The sequence below is a fragment of the Aeromicrobium chenweiae genome (assembly GCF_003065605.1).
GTDB classification, from domain to species: domain Bacteria; phylum Actinomycetota; class Actinomycetes; order Propionibacteriales; family Nocardioidaceae; genus Aeromicrobium; species Aeromicrobium chenweiae.
The window spans coordinates 772,175-790,853 of record NZ_CP026952.1; the positions used below are offsets into that span (position 1 = coordinate 772,175).

An 18,679-nucleotide genomic window follows, 5' to 3' on the forward strand; every position below is an offset into this window, starting at 1 on the left:
CGACCCCGCGCGAGGCTGTCCCTGAAAGCATCGGGGCTCTTGCTGTGGGGTGGATCTGTGACGGCAGTCGAACTCGGCGCGGAGCCCTCGGGCGTTCGCACCAGGACCGTGGACCGGACGTTCTCGAGCGCTGCCGGGAGCGTCCGGAGCGCATCGCGACGGTGGGTGCGAGCGCGGGTACAGCCGTACGCCGCCGCGTGCCTCGTCGCCGCAGGGGTCGCGGCCGGCCTCACCCCGGTCGCCGGGCCGGTCGTCTGGGCAGCCGTCGGGGTCGTCGCCCTGGTGCTGGCCCTCGACCTCACGACGGTGCGACCGCGCCAGCGGGCGTACATCTTCGCCCCGGTCAGGCGGCTGGGCCTGGTCGCGGGGTCGGCACTGCTCGTCGCCTCCTCCTTCGCCTGGCTGACGCCCGGGCAGACGCGGGCCGAGCTGGTCACCGTCGTCGCGGCAGGTGGTGCCTTCCTCATCGGCGCCAGGGTCTCCGGTGCGCCCGGCGGTCCGCGGCGGGTGCTGCTCGTCGGCGGCCGGGTCGGTGCCGCCCAGCTCATCACGCAGTGGTCGTCGTGCCAGGACGTCCTCGTGGCCGGGGTCTGCCTCCCCGAGCACGTGGGAGACGACGCGGACCCCATCGTCGACGTCCCCGTGGTGGGCTCGCTCGACGACGTGGTCGCGGCCGCGACCGGGCTGGACGTGGACGAGGTGGTTGTCGTCCCGGGTGCCCTGCTCACCGCGTACGACGTCCGCCGGCTGAGCTGGTCGCTGGAGCGGACCGCCGTCGAGCTGTCGGTGGCGGCGGAGATGGGCGGGATCTCGCCGCGACGCATCGTCCCGCAGGTGCTGGGTCGGCGCGTCATGCTGTCGGTGCGGCCCGGTGGCCGGTCCCGGCCGGGACGCTGGGGCAAGGGACTGCTCGACCGGGCCGGGGCCGCGATCCTGCTCGTGATGCTGTCGCCCGTCCTCGCGGCACTGGCGATCATGGTCCGGCGGGACTCCCCAGGACCGGCCCTGTTCCGGCAGACCCGCGTCGGCCTCGACGGAGCCCTGTTCCAGGTCCTGAAGTTCCGCACCATGGTCGTCGACGCCGAGTCCATGCTTCCCGCGCTCCAGACGGCGAACGAAGCGGCGGGCCCGCTGTTCAAGATGGCCGCAGACCCGCGGACCACCCGGATCGGCAGATTCCTGCGCCGCAGCTCGCTCGACGAGCTGCCGCAGCTCGTCAACGTGGTGAAGGGACAGATGTCGCTGGTCGGTCCCCGCCCCAGCCTTCCGGTGGAGACCATGGCGTACGACGAGTGGATCCACCGGCGCCTGAGCGCCAAGCCGGGCATGACGGGGGCGTGGCAGGTGGGCGGACGCTCGAACCTGAGCTGGTCGGACTCGGTCCGGCTGGACATCGACTACGTCGACAACTCCACCCTGCGGGACGACCTGTGGATCGCGATGCGGACGGCGCGGGTCGTCATCACGCGCGACGGCGCGGTGTGAGCCTCGCGGGAGCCCAGCGGCTCACCTTCGGCGCCGTGCTCACCCTCTTCGGGGTCGCGCTGGTGCTGATGGTCCTCCGCGGCGGCGAGGCAAGCGACGTCCTGCCGGTGCGTGCAGCCGCCGCGCCGGCCGCCGGCTCGCACACCGGCGCCGGCCCGACCGGGGACGAGGACGCGTCGGAGGTCATCAGCGAGGCCGAGCGGCCCGCGGACGAGGGTTCGAGGACGACGGCATCGGGCAGCGAGGGGATACCCCGGCGCGCCCTGCGGGAGCCGGTGAAGGGACCGCTGAAGGCCCTCCCCGTGCTGCCGACCTCGTCGGTGAAGTCGAGGGAGGTGTCCTCGGGATCCGACGTCCGGCAGGTCTCGCTGGTGGCGACCGACGGGCGCTCACCCGCCCGGGTCCTGGCGGCGTACCGCCGGATCCTCGGGGCGTACGGATTCGTCGAGTCCAGCGTTCCCGCGGTCGGCGGCTCGACGGCATCGGCGTTCGCGCGAGGCCGCGAGCACCTGACCGTGACGGCCAGCGCGACCGGTCGGCGCACGACGTACTCGGTGTTCGGCGGCCTCCGCGCCGGCTCGAGCTGAGCCGGCCGGCACTCGGAAGGGGGCGCATGTACATCTCGGTCAACGACCGTCCGCGGGGCACCGCGAGCGCGTCGCGGGGCCCGAAGCCCAAGGTGGCACCTGTCGTGGTGTCCCTCGGACTCGTCAGCCTGCTGACGGACATCTCGTCGGAGTCGGTCGCGGCGATCCTGCCGCTCTACCTGACCACCGTGCTCGGTCTCTCGCCCGTGGCGTACGGATTCCTCGACGGCCTCTACCAGGGGGCCAGCGCGCTGGTGCGCATCGCGAGCGGGTGGGCGGCGGACCGCGGCGGGCACCCGAAGTGGGTCGCGTTCCTCGGCTACGGGCTGTCGGCGGTGTCGAGGGTCGGCCTGCTGGTCGCGAGCGGGTTCGCCGCCGTCACCGCCGTGGTCGCGGTCGACCGTGTCGGCAAGGGCATCCGCACCGCCCCCCGAGACGCGATGATCGCGGCGTCGACCCCACCGTCGCACCTCGGACGAGCGTTCGCGGTGCACCGCACGCTCGACACGATCGGTGCCGTCGCCGGGCCGTTCATCGCGTTCGCGATCCTGTGGGCGGTCCCGGACGGCTACACGACGGTCATGATCGTCTCGCTCGCCTTCGCGTTGGTCGGGCTCGCGCTGCTGGGCCTGCTGGTCCCCGACCAGCGACTGGTGCCTCGCCCCCTGACGGACCGCGCCGGGACCACGTTCCGCTGGCGGCAGGTCTGCGACCCGCGGATGAGGAAGCTGCTGGTGGCCGCCGGCGCGCTCGGGCTGCTCACCGTCGGCGACGGATTCGTCTACCTGGCGCTGCTCGACCGGGGCGATTTCGCCGCCACCTGGTTCGCGCTGCTCTACGTCGGCACCAACCTGGCGTACCTCGCCATGGCCGTGCCACTGGGGCGGGTCGCGGACCGGGTCGGCCGGACCCGGGTGCTGACCGCGGGACACCTGGCGCTGCTCATGACGTACGTGTGCGCGGCCCTGCCGCTGGGCGGCGTCGTGGTGGTCGTCGTGCCGCTGCTGCTGCTCGGGACGTTCTACGCCGCGACCGACGGGGTGCTGGCCGCGGTCGCGGGTCGCCTGGCCGCACCCGAGGTCCGGGCGAGCGGCATCGCGTGCGCCCAGACGGTCGTCGCCGTCGCCCGCCTCGTCGCGTCGACCGGCTTCGGTCTCCTGTGGTTCGCGATCGGTCCCCACGCGGCACTGCTCACGGTGGCCGGGCTGCTGCTGGTCGTGGTGGTCGTGACGTACGCGTGGATCAAGGACCTCGACGCCCCGGCCCGCGCATGACGCGGACCGGGAGCTGGCGGGTCAGCCCGCGGCGGCCTGCCGCGGGCTGACGTCCCTGACCTGCCGCAGCAGCCGGGCCTTCACCGCCGGGCGGAGCCGGTGCTCGAACGCATCACGCAGCGCCCGGTTGCGCATCTCGTAGCCGCAGAGCGTGACGCGCAGGACGCCCAGGTCGGCGAGCTCGTCCAGGCTGGTCTGGACGTCGTGGACGTGCGCCGGGCGATCCTGGTCCGCGTGGACGATGTCACGCAGTGCCTCGCCGGAGACCGGGCGGTCGAGGATCGCCATCAGCTGGCACAGCTCGGTCTCCGCGACGGTCAGCTGCTCGAGCATCGTGCGGAAGTAGTCGCCGACCGGAAAGGCACCCGCGCACGCACCGGCGTCGTTGTAGAGGTCGACTCCGCTCATCGTGGAGATGATCCAGCCCGACGCGATCCACTCCCGCAGGATGGCGACGGCCCGCCCGGCCAGCCGCTCGCTCTGGTCGCGCAGCTCGGCCAGGAGGCGGGGGGTGGGCGGCGCCGACAACGACGCCGTGGCCAGCGCGACCAGGTCACCGTCCGTCAGCGCACCGACCTGTTGGCGGTGGACGGTGACCCGGCCACCGGCCAGCTGCGCCTGGAGGAGGTCGCCCGCCTCGTCCGAGGTGATGGCGACGATCACGCGAGGGACGTCCGCGTCGATCCCGGTGAGGAACGTCCTGAACAGCTCGACGTCGGGGACCGGGTCGTTGTCCGTGGGGCCCCACACCGTGATGTCGGACCGGCGGTCGCTGGCGAGCCGGGCGAGGCGCTGCGCGGCGCTCGTGCGGCGGCCGTCCTCGATCAGGTGCCGCAGGTGCGCGTGCTCGACCCGTGCGACCGCGGCGTCCAGGAGCGCCTCCCGCCCGGAGCCGTCCGCCCCGGTGAGGCAGACCACGTCACAGCCCTCCCCGGCGATCGCCGCCCGGATGTCGGCGGCGAGGGACGCGACCTGCGTGTCGCGACCGATGAACGGCCGGCGGGTCACGTCCGGAGGTGCCTCGGCGGAGAGCATCTGGATGTGGAGCGCCCTCGTCTGGGGCGACGGATCGGCGCCGAGCTCCTGCGAGAGGCAGACCCGCAGGTGCTCGAACGCGCGGAGGGCGAGCTCGATCTCGCCGAGCGCCGAGTGCGCCTGCATGAGCGTGCGGTGCGCCCGTTCGAAGCAGGGGTCCTCGGAGATCGCCAGGGTCGAGAAGTCGATCGCGTCGCGCATCCACTGCAGCTTCAGCGCCGACTCCCCGGCGTCGGCCAGGAGCGCCTGCCGGTTGAGCAGCAGCGAGTCACGTGTCTGCGTCGCCCAGAAGCTCTTGTCGTCGTACGCGCGGAACTCAGCGACGTACAGCGCCTCGGCCTCGCGGGCCAGCGAGACGACACGAGCATGGTCGCCGGCACGGAGCGCGGCACCGAGGTCGTGGGCTGCGCTCTGGAACGCGGTGACGTCGACCCAGGCGTTGCGCAGGACCAGGCCGCCGAGGTGGCGCTCGATGCACGGCTCATCGAGCACGTGGCGTACCCGCGACACCGCCGTGCGGAGGCTGGCACGCGCCTTGTCCTCCTCGACGTCGGGCCACAGCTTGTCGATGATGCTGTGCACGCTGACCGCCCGGTTGTTGTTGAGCGCGAGCAGCCGCAGGAGATCGGTCGTCTTGCCGGTGCTCCACTCGTCGGCCTCGACGACGGCGCCGTTCGACCTGCGGACGAACAGCCTGCCGAACATACGAATCTCGATGCGATCGTGCATGGGGTGGACCTCCGGCCTCGGTGCCCGGGGCCGGGTCTCACATCGTCTCGTCGGCGGGAGTGAGCTCCTGCTGGTGTCAGCCCTGAGCGTGTTGCGGTAGTTGAGATTTCTCCACAGTACGACCAGATTTCCGGGCGTATCGGGAAACCGGGATTTAGCCGAGAATGTGACCAAATGCCCGGGCTACCAGGGCAAACGTCCTCATTTGACGCTCGCTTGACGTCCTCGCGGCATCATGGTCGGCACGGGAGCAACACACGTCGAGACCGACACGAGGAGCTTCCGTGAGCGAGGCAGTCATCGCCCCGAGGGTGTCGCTTCGCCACGGGTAGAGGGAGGCTGCGCGGTACCCCTGGTTCCGCGCAGCTTCCTGCCCGCCCGCCTCGTCCGGGGGCCTCGAGACGGCCTCGAACAGGGGCGTTCTCAGGGGCCGTCGGCTTTGACGGAAATTTTCTCGGACCGTGCAGTAATGATGCCGATCCACCTTGGGGCTTGACACCGGATCCGTGCACGTGAGGGACGTGGCACGGACTGATCCGACCTGGCTCCGCCGTGCACATCCAGGGAGTCAGCATGATCGATCAAGGAACGGGCGCGCCTCGCTCGCCCCGCCGGGCCACCAGGCTCGTCGTCGCACCACACGTCGGGGACGAGACGCTCGGTTGCGGGGGAGTCCTGGCCAAGCACGGGGAGGACGCCGTCGTCGTCATCCTCGCCGAGCCGGACGAGCGTCGCCGGGAGCAGCTCGCCGCCGCCCAGCAGGAGCTCGGGCGACCGCCGGCGACCGTGCTCGGCGTCTCCCGCCGGCACCTGGGCGAGGACATGGACCTGCTCGTGGGCATGCTCGCGGACCTGCTCGCGATGGTGCAGCCCTCGATCCTGTACCTGCCGTTCCCCTCGAACCATCACGACCGGGCCGTCGCCTACGAGACGGGCATGCGTGCGGTCCGTGCCCCGTACGGGCACGGGGCGCGTCACCCCGTCACCGTCCTGGCGTACGACGTGGGAGCGGTCGAGGTCTCCGAGTACGCCGACGACGTCCGGTGGAACGTCCGCGAGACGCTGGACGAGCTGGACGTCGAGCGCAAGACCGCTGCCGCGACGGCGTACGGCTCACCGTTGGCCGGCGGCCTGCGGAGGAACGCCCGTCTCGTGGGGGAGGCCGGGAACGTGGACTGGGCCGAGCAGTTCGCCGTCGTGCGCATGTCCCCCGGGCACCGGGCGACGTACCGGGACGAGACCGGGGCCGCCCGTCGACATGTTCGCTCGGGCGTCGTCGTGGGGGGCCGGCGATGATCGTCGCGGGGCACCAGGCAGATCTGCTGCCGTCGTCGGGATTCTGGTACAAGATGGCGAAGGCCGACCTGTTCGACCTGAGGATCTTCGACCAGATCCACCCGCGCGGGTCCCAGCGCCGGGTCATGATGCGCGGGCGGTGGGCCTCGATCCCGATCATCGCCGGGCCGGTCGGATCGCTGATCTCCGAGGCCCGGATCATCCCGAGCGAGACCCGGGAGGCGCTCAGCGCCGTGGTCACCGAGCGCTACAGCGACGCCAAGCACTGGCCGCGCCACGGCCCGGCCGTCCTGGCCATGATCGACGACATCCACACCGAGCACCTGTGGCAGCTCAACCTGCAGCTCATCCTCGGGATCCGCGAGCTGCTCGACATCGGGACGCCGGTGTCCATCGCGCGCCCGCCGACCGGCAGGGGAGCGGCGGGGCTGGTCTCGGTCATGCGGCAGTACCACGCGACGAGCTACCTGTCCGGGACCGAGGGCCGTGCATACGTCGACGACGACGAGACCTACCAGGAGGACGGCCTGGAGATCACCTGGTCGGCGCACCGGCCGGTGACCGGGGACTCGATCCTCTCGGTGCTGATGGACTACGACGACCCGATGGCCGTCGTGATGGCCGAGGAGCCGCACGCCGGCAGGCGACCGCGGCGGGACGTCTCGGCATGAGGCGCCGGCCGTGACCCCTCGTGGACGTGTCATGACCTTCGGGATCCTCAGCACCGCGCTGCTGACCGGTGCCGGGCTGTGCGTCGTCGTCGCGGTCAACCGCGCATCGGCGCGGGCCGAGGCACCACCCGAGGTGGCCGTCACCCGCGTCGCGGCGCTGGAGGGCGCGCCGCGGGTGGTGTTCCGCAACACCGAGGTCGGCTCCCGGTACGGGCTGGTGTCCATGGTGAGCCTGGCGGACCCGCGCGGACCCCGTGCCTTCACGGACGTCCCGTGCGATCGGGTGTACGCGTCCGCCGGCACGACCAGCTGCCTGCGGACCAAGCGGGGACTGGCCACGACGTTCGAGGCCGTGGAGCTCGACGCCGACTGGCGGGCGGTCGAGTCCTGGGGGCTGCCGGGGATCCCGAGCCGGACCCGGGTCTCGGCGGACGGCCGGCTCTTGGCCACGACCTCGTTCGTCACCGGGCACACCTACATGCAGGTGGGTTTCTCCACTGCCACGGACATCCGCGAGGTCGGCGGACGGGACCTGGGCAACCTCGAGGCGTTCGCGCTGGTCGTGGACGGACGCCGGGTCCGTCCGGCCGACCGGAACATCTGGGGCGTGACGTTCGCCCGCGACGACGACACGTTCTACGCAACCGTCGCGACGGGCGGCACGACCTACCTGGCGCGCGGCGACCTGTCGGCGCGCACCCTGACGACGTTGCACGAGGGCGCGGAGTGCCCGTCCCTGTCGCCTGACGGCTCGAGGATCGCGTTCAAGCACGACGTGGGCGGGACGACGCCGCACTGGCAGATCGTCGTCCTCGACCTCGCCTCGGGCCGCGAGTCGACGCTGGGCGGCGAGAAGCGCAACGTCGACGACCAGGTCGAGTGGCTCGACGACGACACGCTCCTGTACGGGCTGCCGCGGGACGGCGAGGCGGGCGTGAGCGACATCTGGCAGATCAAGACCACCGCAGGCGCAGCGCCCTCGATCTTCATCGAGCAGGCGTGGTCGCCGTCGATCGTGAGGAGCTGAGGACGATGGCCGCTGGACTGCAGGGCGACGGACGTGACGCCGCCACCGGCACGGGACGGATCGCCTGCGCGGAGCGCCTCGGCGCGGGACCTCAGGTGCGCCGGCTCCTCGAGATCGGCCGCCGTGGGCTGCCGCTGGCGTACGACGCCGGCACCGGCGAGTTCGCCCAGACCGTGAGGCGCTCGAACGAGCCGGGCGTCCCGGTCCGCCGGGAGGGGACGAGCCTGCGCTACGCGGCGATGGCGGCACTCGGGCTGTCCCGGCTGGACCTCGGCGAGCAGAGGGCGGTGCTCGGTGGCATCACGGCCGCCGAGCTGGCTCGCGCCACGGGAGTGCTGGCGCTCGAGCAACCCGACCCGGGCGCGGTCGCGATCGCGGCGTGGGCGGTCGCCGAGGTCGCCGGCACGGTCGACGTCGCGCTGTTCTCCCGCCTCGGTGCCGAGATCTCCAGCGGCCGACCCATCGAGACGGTCGCCCTGTCGTGGATGGTCACGGCCGCGGTCGCAGCCGGTGGCGACCTGCTCGCGATGGGCGGGGCGATGAGCGCACGGTTGCTGGCGGAGCAGGGGCCCGACGGGATCTTCCCGCACGTGGTGCCGGCCGGGTCGCAGAACCGGTGGCGCCGGCACGTCGGGTCGTTCGCCGACCAGGTCTATCCGGTCCAGGCGCTCGCGAGGATGTCCCGGGCGTCCGGTGACACGGAGCTGCTGCAGGCGGCGGAGCGCACCGCCGACCGGATCTGTGCGCTGCAGGGGCCGGACGGTCAGTGGTGGTGGCACTACGACGCACGCACGGGCGATGTCGTCGAGCGCTACCCGGTCTACAGCGTCCACCAGCACGCGATGGCGCCGATGACGTTGTTCGACCTCGCAGAAGCCGGCGGCACGGACCGGACGGCCGAGATCGTCCGCGGCCTGCGATGGCTGGACGACCACCCCGAGGTCGACGAGCCCCTCGTCGCCGACACCGTCGGGCTCATCTGGCGCAAGGCGGGACGACGCGAGCCGGCCAAGGCCGTGCGACGGATCTCGGCCGTCACCACGGCGCTGCGGCCCGGCATGCACCTGCCCGGACTCGACCGCGCGTTCCCGGCGACCCGGGTCGACCACGAGTGCCGGCCGTACGAGCTCGGCTGGCTCCTCTACGCCTGGCTGCCCCCGCGCGGAGGGAACCGGTCATGACCGAGCTCGTGCGCGCACATCCCCGGCGGGAGCTGTTCGGCCTGCGGGTCGACGCGATGACCGCCGACGAGGTCGTCGACCTGGCCGACCTGGCCGTGCGGTCCCGCAGACGCCTGCTCATCGGCGTCGTCAACGCCGCCAAGATCGTCCACCTGCGCTCCGACCCGCTGCTGCGCGAGTCCCTGCTGGAGTGCGACGTGCTGCTGGCCGACGGCCAGTCGGTCGTCTGGGCGAGCCGGGTGCTGGGGCAGCCGCTGCCCGAGCGCGTCGCCGGCATCGACCTGTTCGAGCAGCTCCTGGGCCTCGCCGACCGCGACCACCGCTCGGTCTACCTCCTCGGCGCACGACCCAGCGTCCTGCGGGCGGTCGAGGACGCCGTCGAGAGGCGGTGGCCCGGCGTGCGTGTCGTGGGCAGCCGCGACGGCTATTTCGACGCCGGTGACTCGGACGAGGTCGCGGCCACCATCGCGTCGTCGGGCGCCGACATGCTCTTCATCGCCATGCCGTCGCCCAAGAAGGAGATCTTCCTCGGGACCCACGGGGCGACGCTCGGCGTGCCGGTGCTGCACGGGGTCGGCGGGTCCTTCGACGTCGTCGGCGGGATCACCAAGCGTGCCCCCGAGCGCTGGCAGCGGTGGGGCATGGAGTGGCTCTACCGCGTGCTGCAGGAACCCGGCCGCCTCTGGCGGCGCTACCTCACCACCAACACCGCGTTCGTGGTGCTGCTCGTCCGTGAACGGCTCCGCCGGACACGCCCGTACGTCCCATCCACCACCGCCACGGAAGGCACCGCACATGAATGAGATCTTCGAAGGGCGCGTCGCGATCATCGGCCTGGGCTACATCGGGCTGCCGACCGCGGTCGCGCTCGCCACCCGGGGGGTCGAGGTCGTCGGCGTCGACGTCAACGAGGCCACCGTCAAGGCCGTCGCGAACGGCCAGGTGCCGTTCATCGAGCCCGATCTCGCCGTCGCGGTCAGCGGCGCGGTCACGATGGGATCGCTCACGGCGTCGACCGTGACGCCGGAGGCGGATGCGTTCATCATCGCCGTCCCGACCCCGTTCCTGGACAACCACGAGGCCGACATGTCGTACGTCAGGGCGGCGGTCGAGCAGATCGCACCGCGCCTCCGCGGCGGCGAGATCATCGTGCTCGAGTCGACCTCACCTCCCGGCTCCACGGAGAACGTGAGTCGGTGGCTCGAGGAGCTGCGTCCCGACCTCAACCCGGCGCACGCCTCCGAGGGCCTGCCCGACCTCCACGTCGCGCACTGCCCCGAACGGGTCCTCCCCGGCAAGATCATGATCGAGATGATCACGAACGACCGCGTGGTCGGCGGGATCACGCAGGAGTGCGCGCGCAGGGCCGCGTCGATCTACCGCGTCTTCTGCCTGGGCGAGATCCTCCTGACGGACGCGGCGAGCGCCGAGATGTCCAAGCTGGTGGAGAACGCGTACCGCGACGTCAACATCGCGTTCGCGAACGAGCTGTCCCTCATCAGCGAGGACCTGAACCTGGACGTGTGGGAGGTCATCAAGCTCGCGAACCACCACCCCCGCGTCAACGTGCTCACCCCGGGACCCGGCGTGGGCGGCCACTGCATCGCGGTGGACCCGTGGTTCATCGTGGGCGCCTCGCCCGAGCTGACCCCGCTGATCCGTGCGGCCCGCGCGATCAACGACTCCAAGCCGCACCACGTGGCCGAGCAGCTGATCGTCAAGACCGCACGGTTCCGCGAGCCGACCGTCGCGTGCCTCGGGCTGGCGTACAAGCCGAACATCGACGACCTGCGCGAGAGCCCCGCGGTCGCGATCGTCGACGAGATCGCCGCCACTCTGCCCGACCTGGACATCCGGGTGGCCGAGCCGTTCGTCCACGTGCTCCCGCACGCTCTCTCGACGCACGACAACGTCCAGCTCCAGCCGGCCGCCAGCGCCATCGCCGACGCAGACATCGTGCTGCTGCTGGTCGATCACGACCACTTCAGGTCGCTCAGCCGGTCACGGCTCGAGGGCAAGGTCGTCTACGACACCCGGGGCGTGTGGCGGTAACGCCACCTCCACCCCAAAACGAGGAGAACCACATGAGCGCCGCCACCAGCATGCGCAACCGTCTCGTCGACGGACCGGACTCCCTGGCCGAGAAGTACCGCGCGCGGCGCTGGGAGCAGCTCCAGACCGCGTTCCCGGACATCGAGGACATGACCGTCGTCGACCTGGGCGGCACGGTCTCCAGCTGGCGGCGTGCGCCGATCCGTCCGCGCAAGGTGATCGTCCTGTCGTTCGAGCCGGAGGGCGCGGACGACGTGGACTGGATCAAGTCCCATCACGCCGACGCGTGTGACCTGCCGGCGCAGCACCGGGACCTGCGGGCCGATCTCGTGTACTCCAACGCCGTGATCGAGCACGTCGGGGGAGCAGAACGCCGGCAGCGGTTCGCCGACACCGTGCACGGGCTCGGCCACCACCACTGGATCCAGACCCCGTACCGCTACTTCCCGATCGAGCCGCACTGGCTGTTTCCCGGGTTCCAGTTCCTGCCCGTCCCCGCCCGGGTCGCGATCAGCCGCCGTTGGAGGCTCGTCCACACACCCAACCGTGACCGTCAGGCGGCGGTCGACAACGTGCTGTCCGTCGAGCTCATCGGGCTGACCGAGCTCAGGAACCTGTTCCCGTCCTCCCGGATCGTCACCGAGCGTGCAGCGGGTCTCGTCAAGTCCATCATCGCCGTGCGCTGAGGCGGCGGACCCGGCTCAGCTCTCGGGCCCAGGAGGCACGAACTCGCCGGGACGCGGTCCCGCGCCGAAGTGGTGCGCAATGGCGTCAACGATGCGGTCGGCCGCCCGGCCGTCGCCGTAGGGGTTCACCGCGTGCGCCATGTCCTTGTACGCCGTCTCGTCGGTGAGCAGCGTCGAGACGGCGTCGACGATCACGTCCTCGTCGGTGCCGACGAGCCGCACCGTCCCCGCGTCGACCGCCTCGGGCCGCTCGGTGGTCTCCCGCAGCACCAGCACCGGCTTGCCCAGGCTGGGTGCCTCCTCCTGCACGCCGCCGCTGTCCGTGAGCATGATCGAGCTGGCGTCCATGGCGCGTGCGAAATCCGAGTAGCCGAGCGGCTCGGTGACCATGACGTTCGCAAGCCCCTCGAGGGGCGGCAGCAGGACCTCGCGCACCGTCGGGTTGAGGTGAGCCGGCAGGACGAAGAGCGCGTCCGGGAAGTCGTTCGCGAGCCGGGCGATCGCCCGGGCCGTGCACGCCATCGGCTCTCCCCAGGACTCGCGGCGGTGGCTGGTGATGAGGACGGCCTTGCGGTCACCGAGGTCCATCAACGGGGACAGGGCGGGGTTCTGTGGTGGCAGCTGTCGGTCGACCACCGCGAGCAGTGCGTCGATGACGGTGTTGCCGGTGACGAAGACGTCTTCTGTCGCGATCCCCTCGGCCAGGAGATTGGAGCGCGACGTGGGGGTCGGTGCCAGGTGGATCGACGCCAGCTGGGACGCGAGGCGGCGGTTGATCTCCTCCGGAAACGGGTTGTAGCGGTCACTCGTGCGCAGACCGGCTTCCACGTGCGCCACCGGAACCCGCTCGTAGAAAGCCGCGAGAGCGGCGACGAACGCGGTCGTCGTGTCGCCTTGGACGATCACGACGTCCGGCGACTCGGCGCGGATCGCCGTCGTCAGCCCGTCGAGGGCCCGCGAGGTGATCTCGTGGAGCTGCTGGCGCGGGCGGATGATGTCGAGATCGTGCTGCGGCACGATGCCGAACAGCGTGTTGACCTGGTCGAGCATCTCGCGATGTTGCCCGGTGACCGCGACGACCGGTCGCAGCACGCTCGACCGCTCGAGGGCGTTGACGACCGGAGCCATCTTGATGGCCTCGGGGCGGGTGCCGTACACGACCAGCGCAGTTCGTTGCCTCATGCGGTCAGTCCTTCGTGTCGGGCCGGTTCGCGGCCGGGTTGGCGTCGCCGTGAACGGGCGAGCAGCTGGCGGTCCACGGCCACGGCGGCTGTGGGGATCAGGCCCCCGCCGAGGACCAAGGTCGCGGCGACAGCCTTCGCCGGGCTGCCATCGAGGTGGAACACCGGAGGGGTGGCGGGGGCGACCGACGCTGTGATGCGCGTGACCTGCGGGACGTCCAGCGCGTCCTGGCGGGCCGTCAGCGTGTTCCTGACCTTGTCCAGGAGGGCGGACATCTGCGCCTCCACGGCCGCCCGGTCAGGACCGACCACCTGGACCTCGAGCGCCGGGCGGTCGAAGTTGGTGGCCCACTGCCCACCGTTGTTGGGCAGCTTGATCGCGTGACCGTCACGGATCCCCTCACCGGCGAGGGTGACTCCGGCCGACGAGGTCGCGGACGCCGCGGCGCCGCGGTTGACGTCGCGCTCGATGACGCCGGCCATCGCGATCAGGCTCTGGGAGGACTGCTCGATGACGTTGGGGTAGCGCGCGCTCTGGGGCAGGAGGATCACCACGTCGGCCTGCGACCAGTAGACACCGGGCCGCGAAGCCGCGTGGTGCACGGCCCCTGCGAGCAGCGCAAGGCCGATCGCGACGACGTACCAACGTCGCCGCATGATGCGGAGGATCCCCATGGTTGTCATCGCGCCGCCCCTTGGTCGTTGCGACCAGTCTGGCAAGACGATGACCGTGCCGGATGGGCAAATCAAAAGCCGTTCCGGCCGTTTTACGCATTTGTGATGCACGCGGCCAAGACTTGCGGAGTCGCGGCCAACTCCCTGGCCGCTTGACGGAACTCGGGATGGAGGCCGGCGCCTCGTGTACTTGCGCGATGTGGCAGAGAGCTTGCTCAGACGGTGGTACCTGGTGATCCTCGCCCTGGCGTTGACCGCTGGGGTGGGTGTGATCGCGGCGCGAGCAATCGCTCCGACCTACGAGACGGAGGCGAGCGTCGTCCTGATACCGCCCGTGAGCCCCGACGACCCCAAGGCCAACCGGTTCCTGGGGCTCAGCGGCCTGGCGCAGGCGGTCGACGTCCTGGCCCGCTCGCTCGACGACGACGGGATCCACGACGCCGTGAAGCAGGCGGCGCCCGGCGGGACGTTCGACGTCGAGAAGGACGCCATGACGAGTGCCCCGGTGCTGGTCGTCAGCGTGAAGGCGAGCAACCCCGCGGAGGCCGGCACGATCGTCGCGGCCGTGCTGAAGCAGGTCCCGGCGAGCCTGTCATCCCTGCAGTCGACGCTCAAGATCCAGTCTGACGACAAGATCACCTCACTCCCGCTCGCCCGCGACCGGGAGCCCACCGTGAAGCAGAAGGCCCGGCTGCGAGCGATCGCGGCCATCACCCTGCTGTGCCTGGCGGGCAGCACGGTGCTGATCGGCGTCCTGGACAGCGTGCTGCTGGTGCGCTCGCGGCGGAAGGAGATCGAGCGCCGCCTCCGCGCCTCGCACCATGGGGAGGGCCCGCCCGCGGATGACGAGCCGGAGGAGGGCGCCTGGCTCGAGAGCGAGCTCGCCACGATCTCGGGCGGGGTGGCGAGGCGTCCACGGCGTGAGGACTCCTCGCCGGACGACCGCTGATGACGCTGATGAGGACGCGCGTCGACGCCGTCAACGTGCTGACGGTCATCCTGGTCGTGCTGATCGCTCTGCCCTCCCGGCTGACGTTCGCGCCTCTTGGAGGAGCCGGCGCGCCGGCCCTGGTGATGGGGCTGGGGTGCTTCGTCTGGTGGGCCTACGACCACGTCCAACGGGTCGCTCCTGCCCAGGTGGGACGGCAACCCGTGCGTCTTGCCATGCTCATCACGATCGGGTGCTTCCTGGTCAGCTATGTGGTGGCCATGACCCGCGCAATCGATCCGGCCGAGTCGAGCACGGCCAACCTCGGCATGGTGAGCCTCTTCAGCTGGAGTGGGCTGCTGCTCCTCGCGAACGACGGCGTCCAGTCGCGCGAGCGGCTGGAGGTGCTCATCCGCAGGGTGGTCTTCGCGGGGGGAGCGGTCGCGACGCTGGGGGTCATCCAGTTCCTCACAGGGCAGGCCTGGGTCGACCGGATCAGCGTGCCGGGCCTGAGCGTCAACGCGGCGCTGAGCGGGATCTTCGAGCGATCCGGCTTCAGCCGTCCTGCAGGGACGGCGATCCACCCCATCGAGTTCGGGGCCGTCATCACGATGATCCTGCCGATCGCCATCAACATGGCCCTGACCGACTGGACCCGCGGAGCGGTCCGCCGGTGGTACCCGGTGCTGGCCATCGCGCTGGCCGTCGTGCTCTCGATCTCGCGATCGGCGATCCTCAGTGCGGTGGTGGCGCTGCTGGTCCTCGCGGTGGCGTGGGCGCCGAGCACCCGTCGCCGCGCCCTCCTGATCGTCGCGGCGTTCATGGGGCTGGTCTGCCTGACCATCCCGGGGCTCCTCGGCACCATCACCGGGCTGTTCACCAAGATCGGCGACGACTCGAGCGCCAAGTCCCGCACGGGCTCGTACGACATCGCGGCCCAGTTCATCGAGCGGAGCCCGGTCTTCGGCCGCGGCTTCTCCACCTTCCTGCCCAAGTACCGCGTCCTGGACAACCAGTACCTCGGCCTGGCCATCGAGGTGGGGATCGTCGGGCTCGTGGCCGTCCTCGCCCTGTTCTACGTCGCCTACGCGTGTGCGCGCCGGGTGCGTGTCATCGGGACGGACGAGCACATCCGCCAGACCGGCCAGTCGCTGGCTGCGGCTGTCTGTGCCGGCGCCGTCGGGCTCGCCCTCTACGACGGATTCGGCTTCCCGATGGCCACCGGCGTCCTCTTCCTGGTCCTCGGGATGGCCGGGGCCGCCCTCCGTCTGGCCCGCCCGTCCGAAGCCGGCGGAGCCCCCGGGCCACGATCCGAAGAAGTGGTCCCGGAATTCCAGGGATGGTAGCGTGCTGGAGTTGCATCGCGGATCGGGTCCCGCACGCAGCCGCAGCCAGAAACGAGCTGCGACCACCAGCACCACTCATCAGCCGGGGCCGTGACCGAAAGTTCTTCTAGATGCGCCATTTCTTCCGCAACATCGTTCGACATGACCGATCCACCGGACGGACCAGGACGCTGGGGCTGTGTGCCGTCGCCGTCGCTGCCCTCGGGGTCACCTCCTCGTCTGCCTTGTCGCAGATGACAGGCGGAGCTCCTCGTGCCGACGCCGCGGAGTCCTCGGTGGGCACCTCCGCCGCGGTCGCCGACCGGACGTGGTGCGGAGACACCGGGGACTCCGAGCCCACCTGGTGGCGAGGTGGCCGGCCGGGCGGTCGGACCTGGCACCCCTGCCCGACCGAGACCCCGACGACGCCCACGCCGACACCGACCGAGGCGACTCCGACAGCGGAGCCCTCGCCGACTCCGACCACCCCGCCGACGCCCACTCCCACCGCGACGACGCCGACCCCGGCGGAGCCGGGCGGGGGACCCGTGGTCGGGGGCAGCTGCGCTCTCCAGCCCAGTGCGTGCGGGTTCCCGGACGAGACCAACACGGGGGTGGAAGCGGGCAGGTCGCTGCGGGTCGTCCCGAGCGAGGTGTCCAGCGGTCCGGGCTGGCGGGCCAGCGAGGACGGCTCGGTCACCGTCTACCAGAACGGGGCCGTGCTCGAGGACGTCATCGTCCCGGGGGAGGTGAGCGTGACCGCGGACGACGTGACCATCCGCAACGTCCGCGTCACCGGCACCGGTGACTGGTGGGCGATCGGGATTCGCCACGCGGCGAACACCACGATCACCAACACCGAGATCCTGCCGGACGGGGCCCGGCTGGAGGTGGGCATCAAGGACGTCTACGGCGACTCGACCGGGACCACGATCACCTCGACCGAGATCGCGCGGACCGCAACGGGGATCCAGCTCGGCCACGGACTCATCCAGGACAACTACATCCACGACCTGGCGTTCCGTGCCGGTGACCACGTGAACGGCACGACGTCGAACGGTGACAGCCGACCGATGACGATCAGGCACAACACGATCTTCAACCAGCGGAGCCAGACCGATGCCGTCAGCCTGTTCCAGGACTTCGGCGTGGAGGCCAATCGCACGATCGACAACAACCTTCTCGCTGGTGGCGGCTACACGATCTACGGCGGCGACGGCGCCAAGGGCACCTCGCACGACATCGTCATCACCAACAACCGGATCTCCCGGCTGTTCTACCCCCGGGGCGGTTACTACGGGGCAGTGGCGGCATTCGATCCGTCGGGCCCGGGCAACGTGTGGTCGGGCAACGTCTGGGACGACGACGACACCGACGAGGTCGGCCTGTACGGCGGCTGACGGTGGTCGAACGCCTGGCGCCACTGGGTCATCGGCGGCGGTCGGAGATCAGTGACGCCAGGTGTCGGCACATCACGGACTGGTCGTGGTGGGTCACGACGTGCTCGCGGGCGGCGCGGCCGAGCCGGCGGGCTCGTCGGGGGTCATCAAGGATCGACAGGACCGCCTCTGCGTGGTCCGCAGCATCGCCGGGATCCGCGAGGTGCCCGGTGATCCCGTCGAGCACGTAGTCCGAGGCACCGGGCGTCCGGCTGAGCACAGCGGGTCGCCCGGTCGCCATCGCCTCGAGGCACACCGTCATCCCCGAGACGTGCAGATTGGGCTGGGTGGCCACGACCACGGCCGTCGCTGCGGCGTAGAGCGACACCAGCTCGGGCGTGGTCACAGATGGCATCACCTCGACCCCCGCTGGTGCGGGCAGGGGTGATCTCGTCTGCACGACCAAGCGGACGTCCGGCCTGGCGTGGCGGATGCGCTCGAGGGCGCTGAAGAGGGTCGGGATGTCCCGGTCCTGGTCGTTTCCGAGGCTGAGGACCATCGGACGATCGGGCCACGGGGCGGGTGCGTAGAACGCGCTGTCGATGCCGAACGGGAGAAATGCGATGCGTTCGGGCTCGACGCCTAGCCACGAGCGCAGGACCGGCACCTGGCCGTGCGACAGGCACCACACCAGATCCATCTGGCGGAGCACTCGCCGCATGATGGTGTTGCGGATGCTGAGGCCGTCGTCCGCCAAGGTGTCGGTGGCCCAGATGACCCCAGCAGCAAGGCTTCGCCCGGAGTCGCCGTAGCGCCGCAGCAGCGGCACGGCCATGCGCTCGTCCCACGCGACCGCCACTCCCTCTGTCCGTCGCGTGGCGTGATGTCTTCCGCGCGGCACCCGGCCGATTGCCCAGGTCAGCGGGTTTCGCCCGGCTGCCCTGGCGCTGTCGTACTCGATCGAGAAATCGTGGGCGGCCAGCAGGTCCAGGCCGTAGGGGGCGCTCCCGGGCGCATCCCCGCGAGCGTGTGCGAGCGCCCATTCCTCCGGGCGAAGGGTGGGGGGGAACAGGATCTTCACGCTGTCGGACACGATCACCCTCGGTTCTCTGGTCGGTGCGTCAACGGGATGGTGCTGGGCGCGGGATTGTCCAGGTCAACGGCGAGA

The 18,679-nt window shown here is 71.1% G+C and carries 17 protein-coding genes; 13 read left to right on the forward strand and 4 right to left on the reverse strand.

Going from position 1 to position 18,679, the window contains the following annotated elements; all coding sequences use genetic code 11:
• Positions 1–57: 57 nt before the first annotated feature.
• From C3E78_RS03820 to C3E78_RS03830, 3 genes are read left to right on the forward strand one after another with little or no spacing between them, the layout of a single operon-like run.
• Positions 58–1,485, forward strand: coding sequence for a sugar transferase (locus C3E78_RS03820; RefSeq protein WP_159085806.1), 1,428 nt, complete (start codon positions 58–60; stop codon positions 1,483–1,485).
• Entirely contained in the window at positions 1,482–2,072 is a 591-nt protein-coding gene (locus tag C3E78_RS03825) for a hypothetical protein (RefSeq protein WP_108577062.1), read from the forward strand. The genes C3E78_RS03820 and C3E78_RS03825 overlap by 4 nt, the downstream gene beginning before the upstream one ends.
• Before the next feature lie 26 nt (positions 2,073–2,098).
• Positions 2,099–3,346, forward strand: a complete 1,248-nt coding sequence (locus C3E78_RS03830) for an MFS transporter (protein WP_108577063.1) — start codon at positions 2,099–2,101, stop codon at positions 3,344–3,346.
• Positions 3,347–3,367: 21 nt separating this feature from the next.
• On the opposite strand, the gene C3E78_RS03835 is transcribed toward C3E78_RS03830, so the two are convergent.
• Complete coding sequence (locus tag C3E78_RS03835; RefSeq protein ID WP_108577064.1) at positions 3,368–5,110, reverse strand: AfsR/SARP family transcriptional regulator; 1,743 nt, start codon at positions 5,108–5,110, stop codon at positions 3,368–3,370.
• Between the two features lie 573 nt (positions 5,111–5,683).
• On the opposite strand from C3E78_RS03835, the gene C3E78_RS03840 reads away from it, so the two are divergent.
• Genes C3E78_RS03840 through C3E78_RS03870 form a run of 7 tightly spaced genes read left to right on the forward strand, consistent with a single transcriptional unit; the run spans position 5,684 to position 12,023 of the window.
• Positions 5,684–6,406, forward strand: a complete 723-nt coding sequence (locus tag C3E78_RS03840; protein ID WP_135804962.1) for a PIG-L deacetylase family protein — start codon at positions 5,684–5,686, stop codon at positions 6,404–6,406.
• Complete coding sequence (locus C3E78_RS03845) at positions 6,403–7,077, forward strand: WbqC family protein (protein ID WP_108577066.1); 675 nt, start codon at positions 6,403–6,405, stop codon at positions 7,075–7,077. Before C3E78_RS03840 ends, C3E78_RS03845 begins: the two co-directional genes overlap by 4 nt.
• A gap of 10 nt (positions 7,078–7,087) precedes the next feature.
• A complete protein-coding gene (locus tag C3E78_RS03850; protein ID WP_199906924.1) occupies positions 7,088–8,104 on the forward strand; it encodes a TolB-like translocation protein in 1,017 nt (338 codons plus the stop codon).
• 5 nt (positions 8,105–8,109) lie between these two features.
• On the forward strand, positions 8,110–9,285 hold the full coding sequence (locus tag C3E78_RS03855) for a hypothetical protein (protein ID WP_135804961.1): 1,176 nt from the start codon (positions 8,110–8,112) through the stop codon (positions 9,283–9,285).
• Entirely contained in the window at positions 9,282–10,088 is an 807-nt protein-coding gene (locus tag C3E78_RS03860; protein ID WP_199906925.1) for a WecB/TagA/CpsF family glycosyltransferase, read from the forward strand. Before C3E78_RS03855 ends, C3E78_RS03860 begins: the two co-directional genes overlap by 4 nt.
• Positions 10,081–11,337, forward strand: coding sequence for a UDP-N-acetyl-D-mannosamine dehydrogenase (gene wecC, locus C3E78_RS03865; protein ID WP_108577069.1), 1,257 nt, complete (start codon positions 10,081–10,083; stop codon positions 11,335–11,337). Before C3E78_RS03860 ends, wecC begins: the two co-directional genes overlap by 8 nt.
• A 32-nt stretch (positions 11,338–11,369) precedes the next feature.
• Positions 11,370–12,023: a hypothetical protein gene (locus C3E78_RS03870; RefSeq protein ID WP_108577070.1), complete on the forward strand. Its 654-nt coding sequence runs from the start codon at positions 11,370–11,372 to the stop codon at positions 12,021–12,023.
• A gap of 15 nt (positions 12,024–12,038) precedes the next feature.
• Here C3E78_RS03870 and wecB read toward each other — a convergent pair whose 3' ends face one another.
• Both wecB and C3E78_RS03880 read right to left on the reverse strand, forming a co-directional pair.
• Positions 12,039–13,205 (reverse strand): non-hydrolyzing UDP-N-acetylglucosamine 2-epimerase, encoded by a 1,167-nt coding sequence (gene wecB, locus C3E78_RS03875; protein WP_108577071.1) that lies wholly within the window; start codon positions 13,203–13,205, stop codon positions 12,039–12,041.
• Positions 13,202–13,888, reverse strand: a complete 687-nt coding sequence (locus C3E78_RS03880) for a hypothetical protein (RefSeq protein WP_135804960.1) — start codon at positions 13,886–13,888, stop codon at positions 13,202–13,204. Before C3E78_RS03880 ends, wecB begins: the two co-directional genes overlap by 4 nt.
• A gap of 325 nt (positions 13,889–14,213) precedes the next feature.
• Between C3E78_RS03880 and C3E78_RS03885 the strand changes: the two genes are divergently transcribed.
• From C3E78_RS03885 to C3E78_RS03895, 3 genes are all read left to right on the forward strand, one after another.
• Positions 14,214–14,828, forward strand: a complete 615-nt coding sequence (locus C3E78_RS03885) for a hypothetical protein (protein ID WP_135804959.1) — start codon at positions 14,214–14,216, stop codon at positions 14,826–14,828.
• Positions 14,828–16,153: an O-antigen ligase family protein gene (locus C3E78_RS03890; RefSeq protein ID WP_108577074.1), complete on the forward strand. Its 1,326-nt coding sequence runs from the start codon at positions 14,828–14,830 to the stop codon at positions 16,151–16,153. Before C3E78_RS03885 ends, C3E78_RS03890 begins: the two co-directional genes overlap by 1 nt.
• A 593-nt stretch (positions 16,154–16,746) precedes the next feature.
• On the forward strand, positions 16,747–17,532 hold the full coding sequence (locus C3E78_RS03895; RefSeq protein ID WP_159085807.1) for a right-handed parallel beta-helix repeat-containing protein: 786 nt from the start codon (positions 16,747–16,749) through the stop codon (positions 17,530–17,532).
• A 28-nt stretch (positions 17,533–17,560) separates the two neighbouring features.
• On the opposite strand, the gene C3E78_RS03900 is transcribed toward C3E78_RS03895, so the two are convergent.
• Positions 17,561–18,604 carry a glycosyltransferase family 4 protein gene (locus C3E78_RS03900; RefSeq protein WP_135804958.1) on the reverse strand — a complete coding sequence of 348 codons (1,044 nt, stop codon included), beginning with the start codon at positions 18,602–18,604 and terminating at the stop codon, positions 17,561–17,563.
• Positions 18,605–18,679 lie beyond the last annotated feature (75 nt).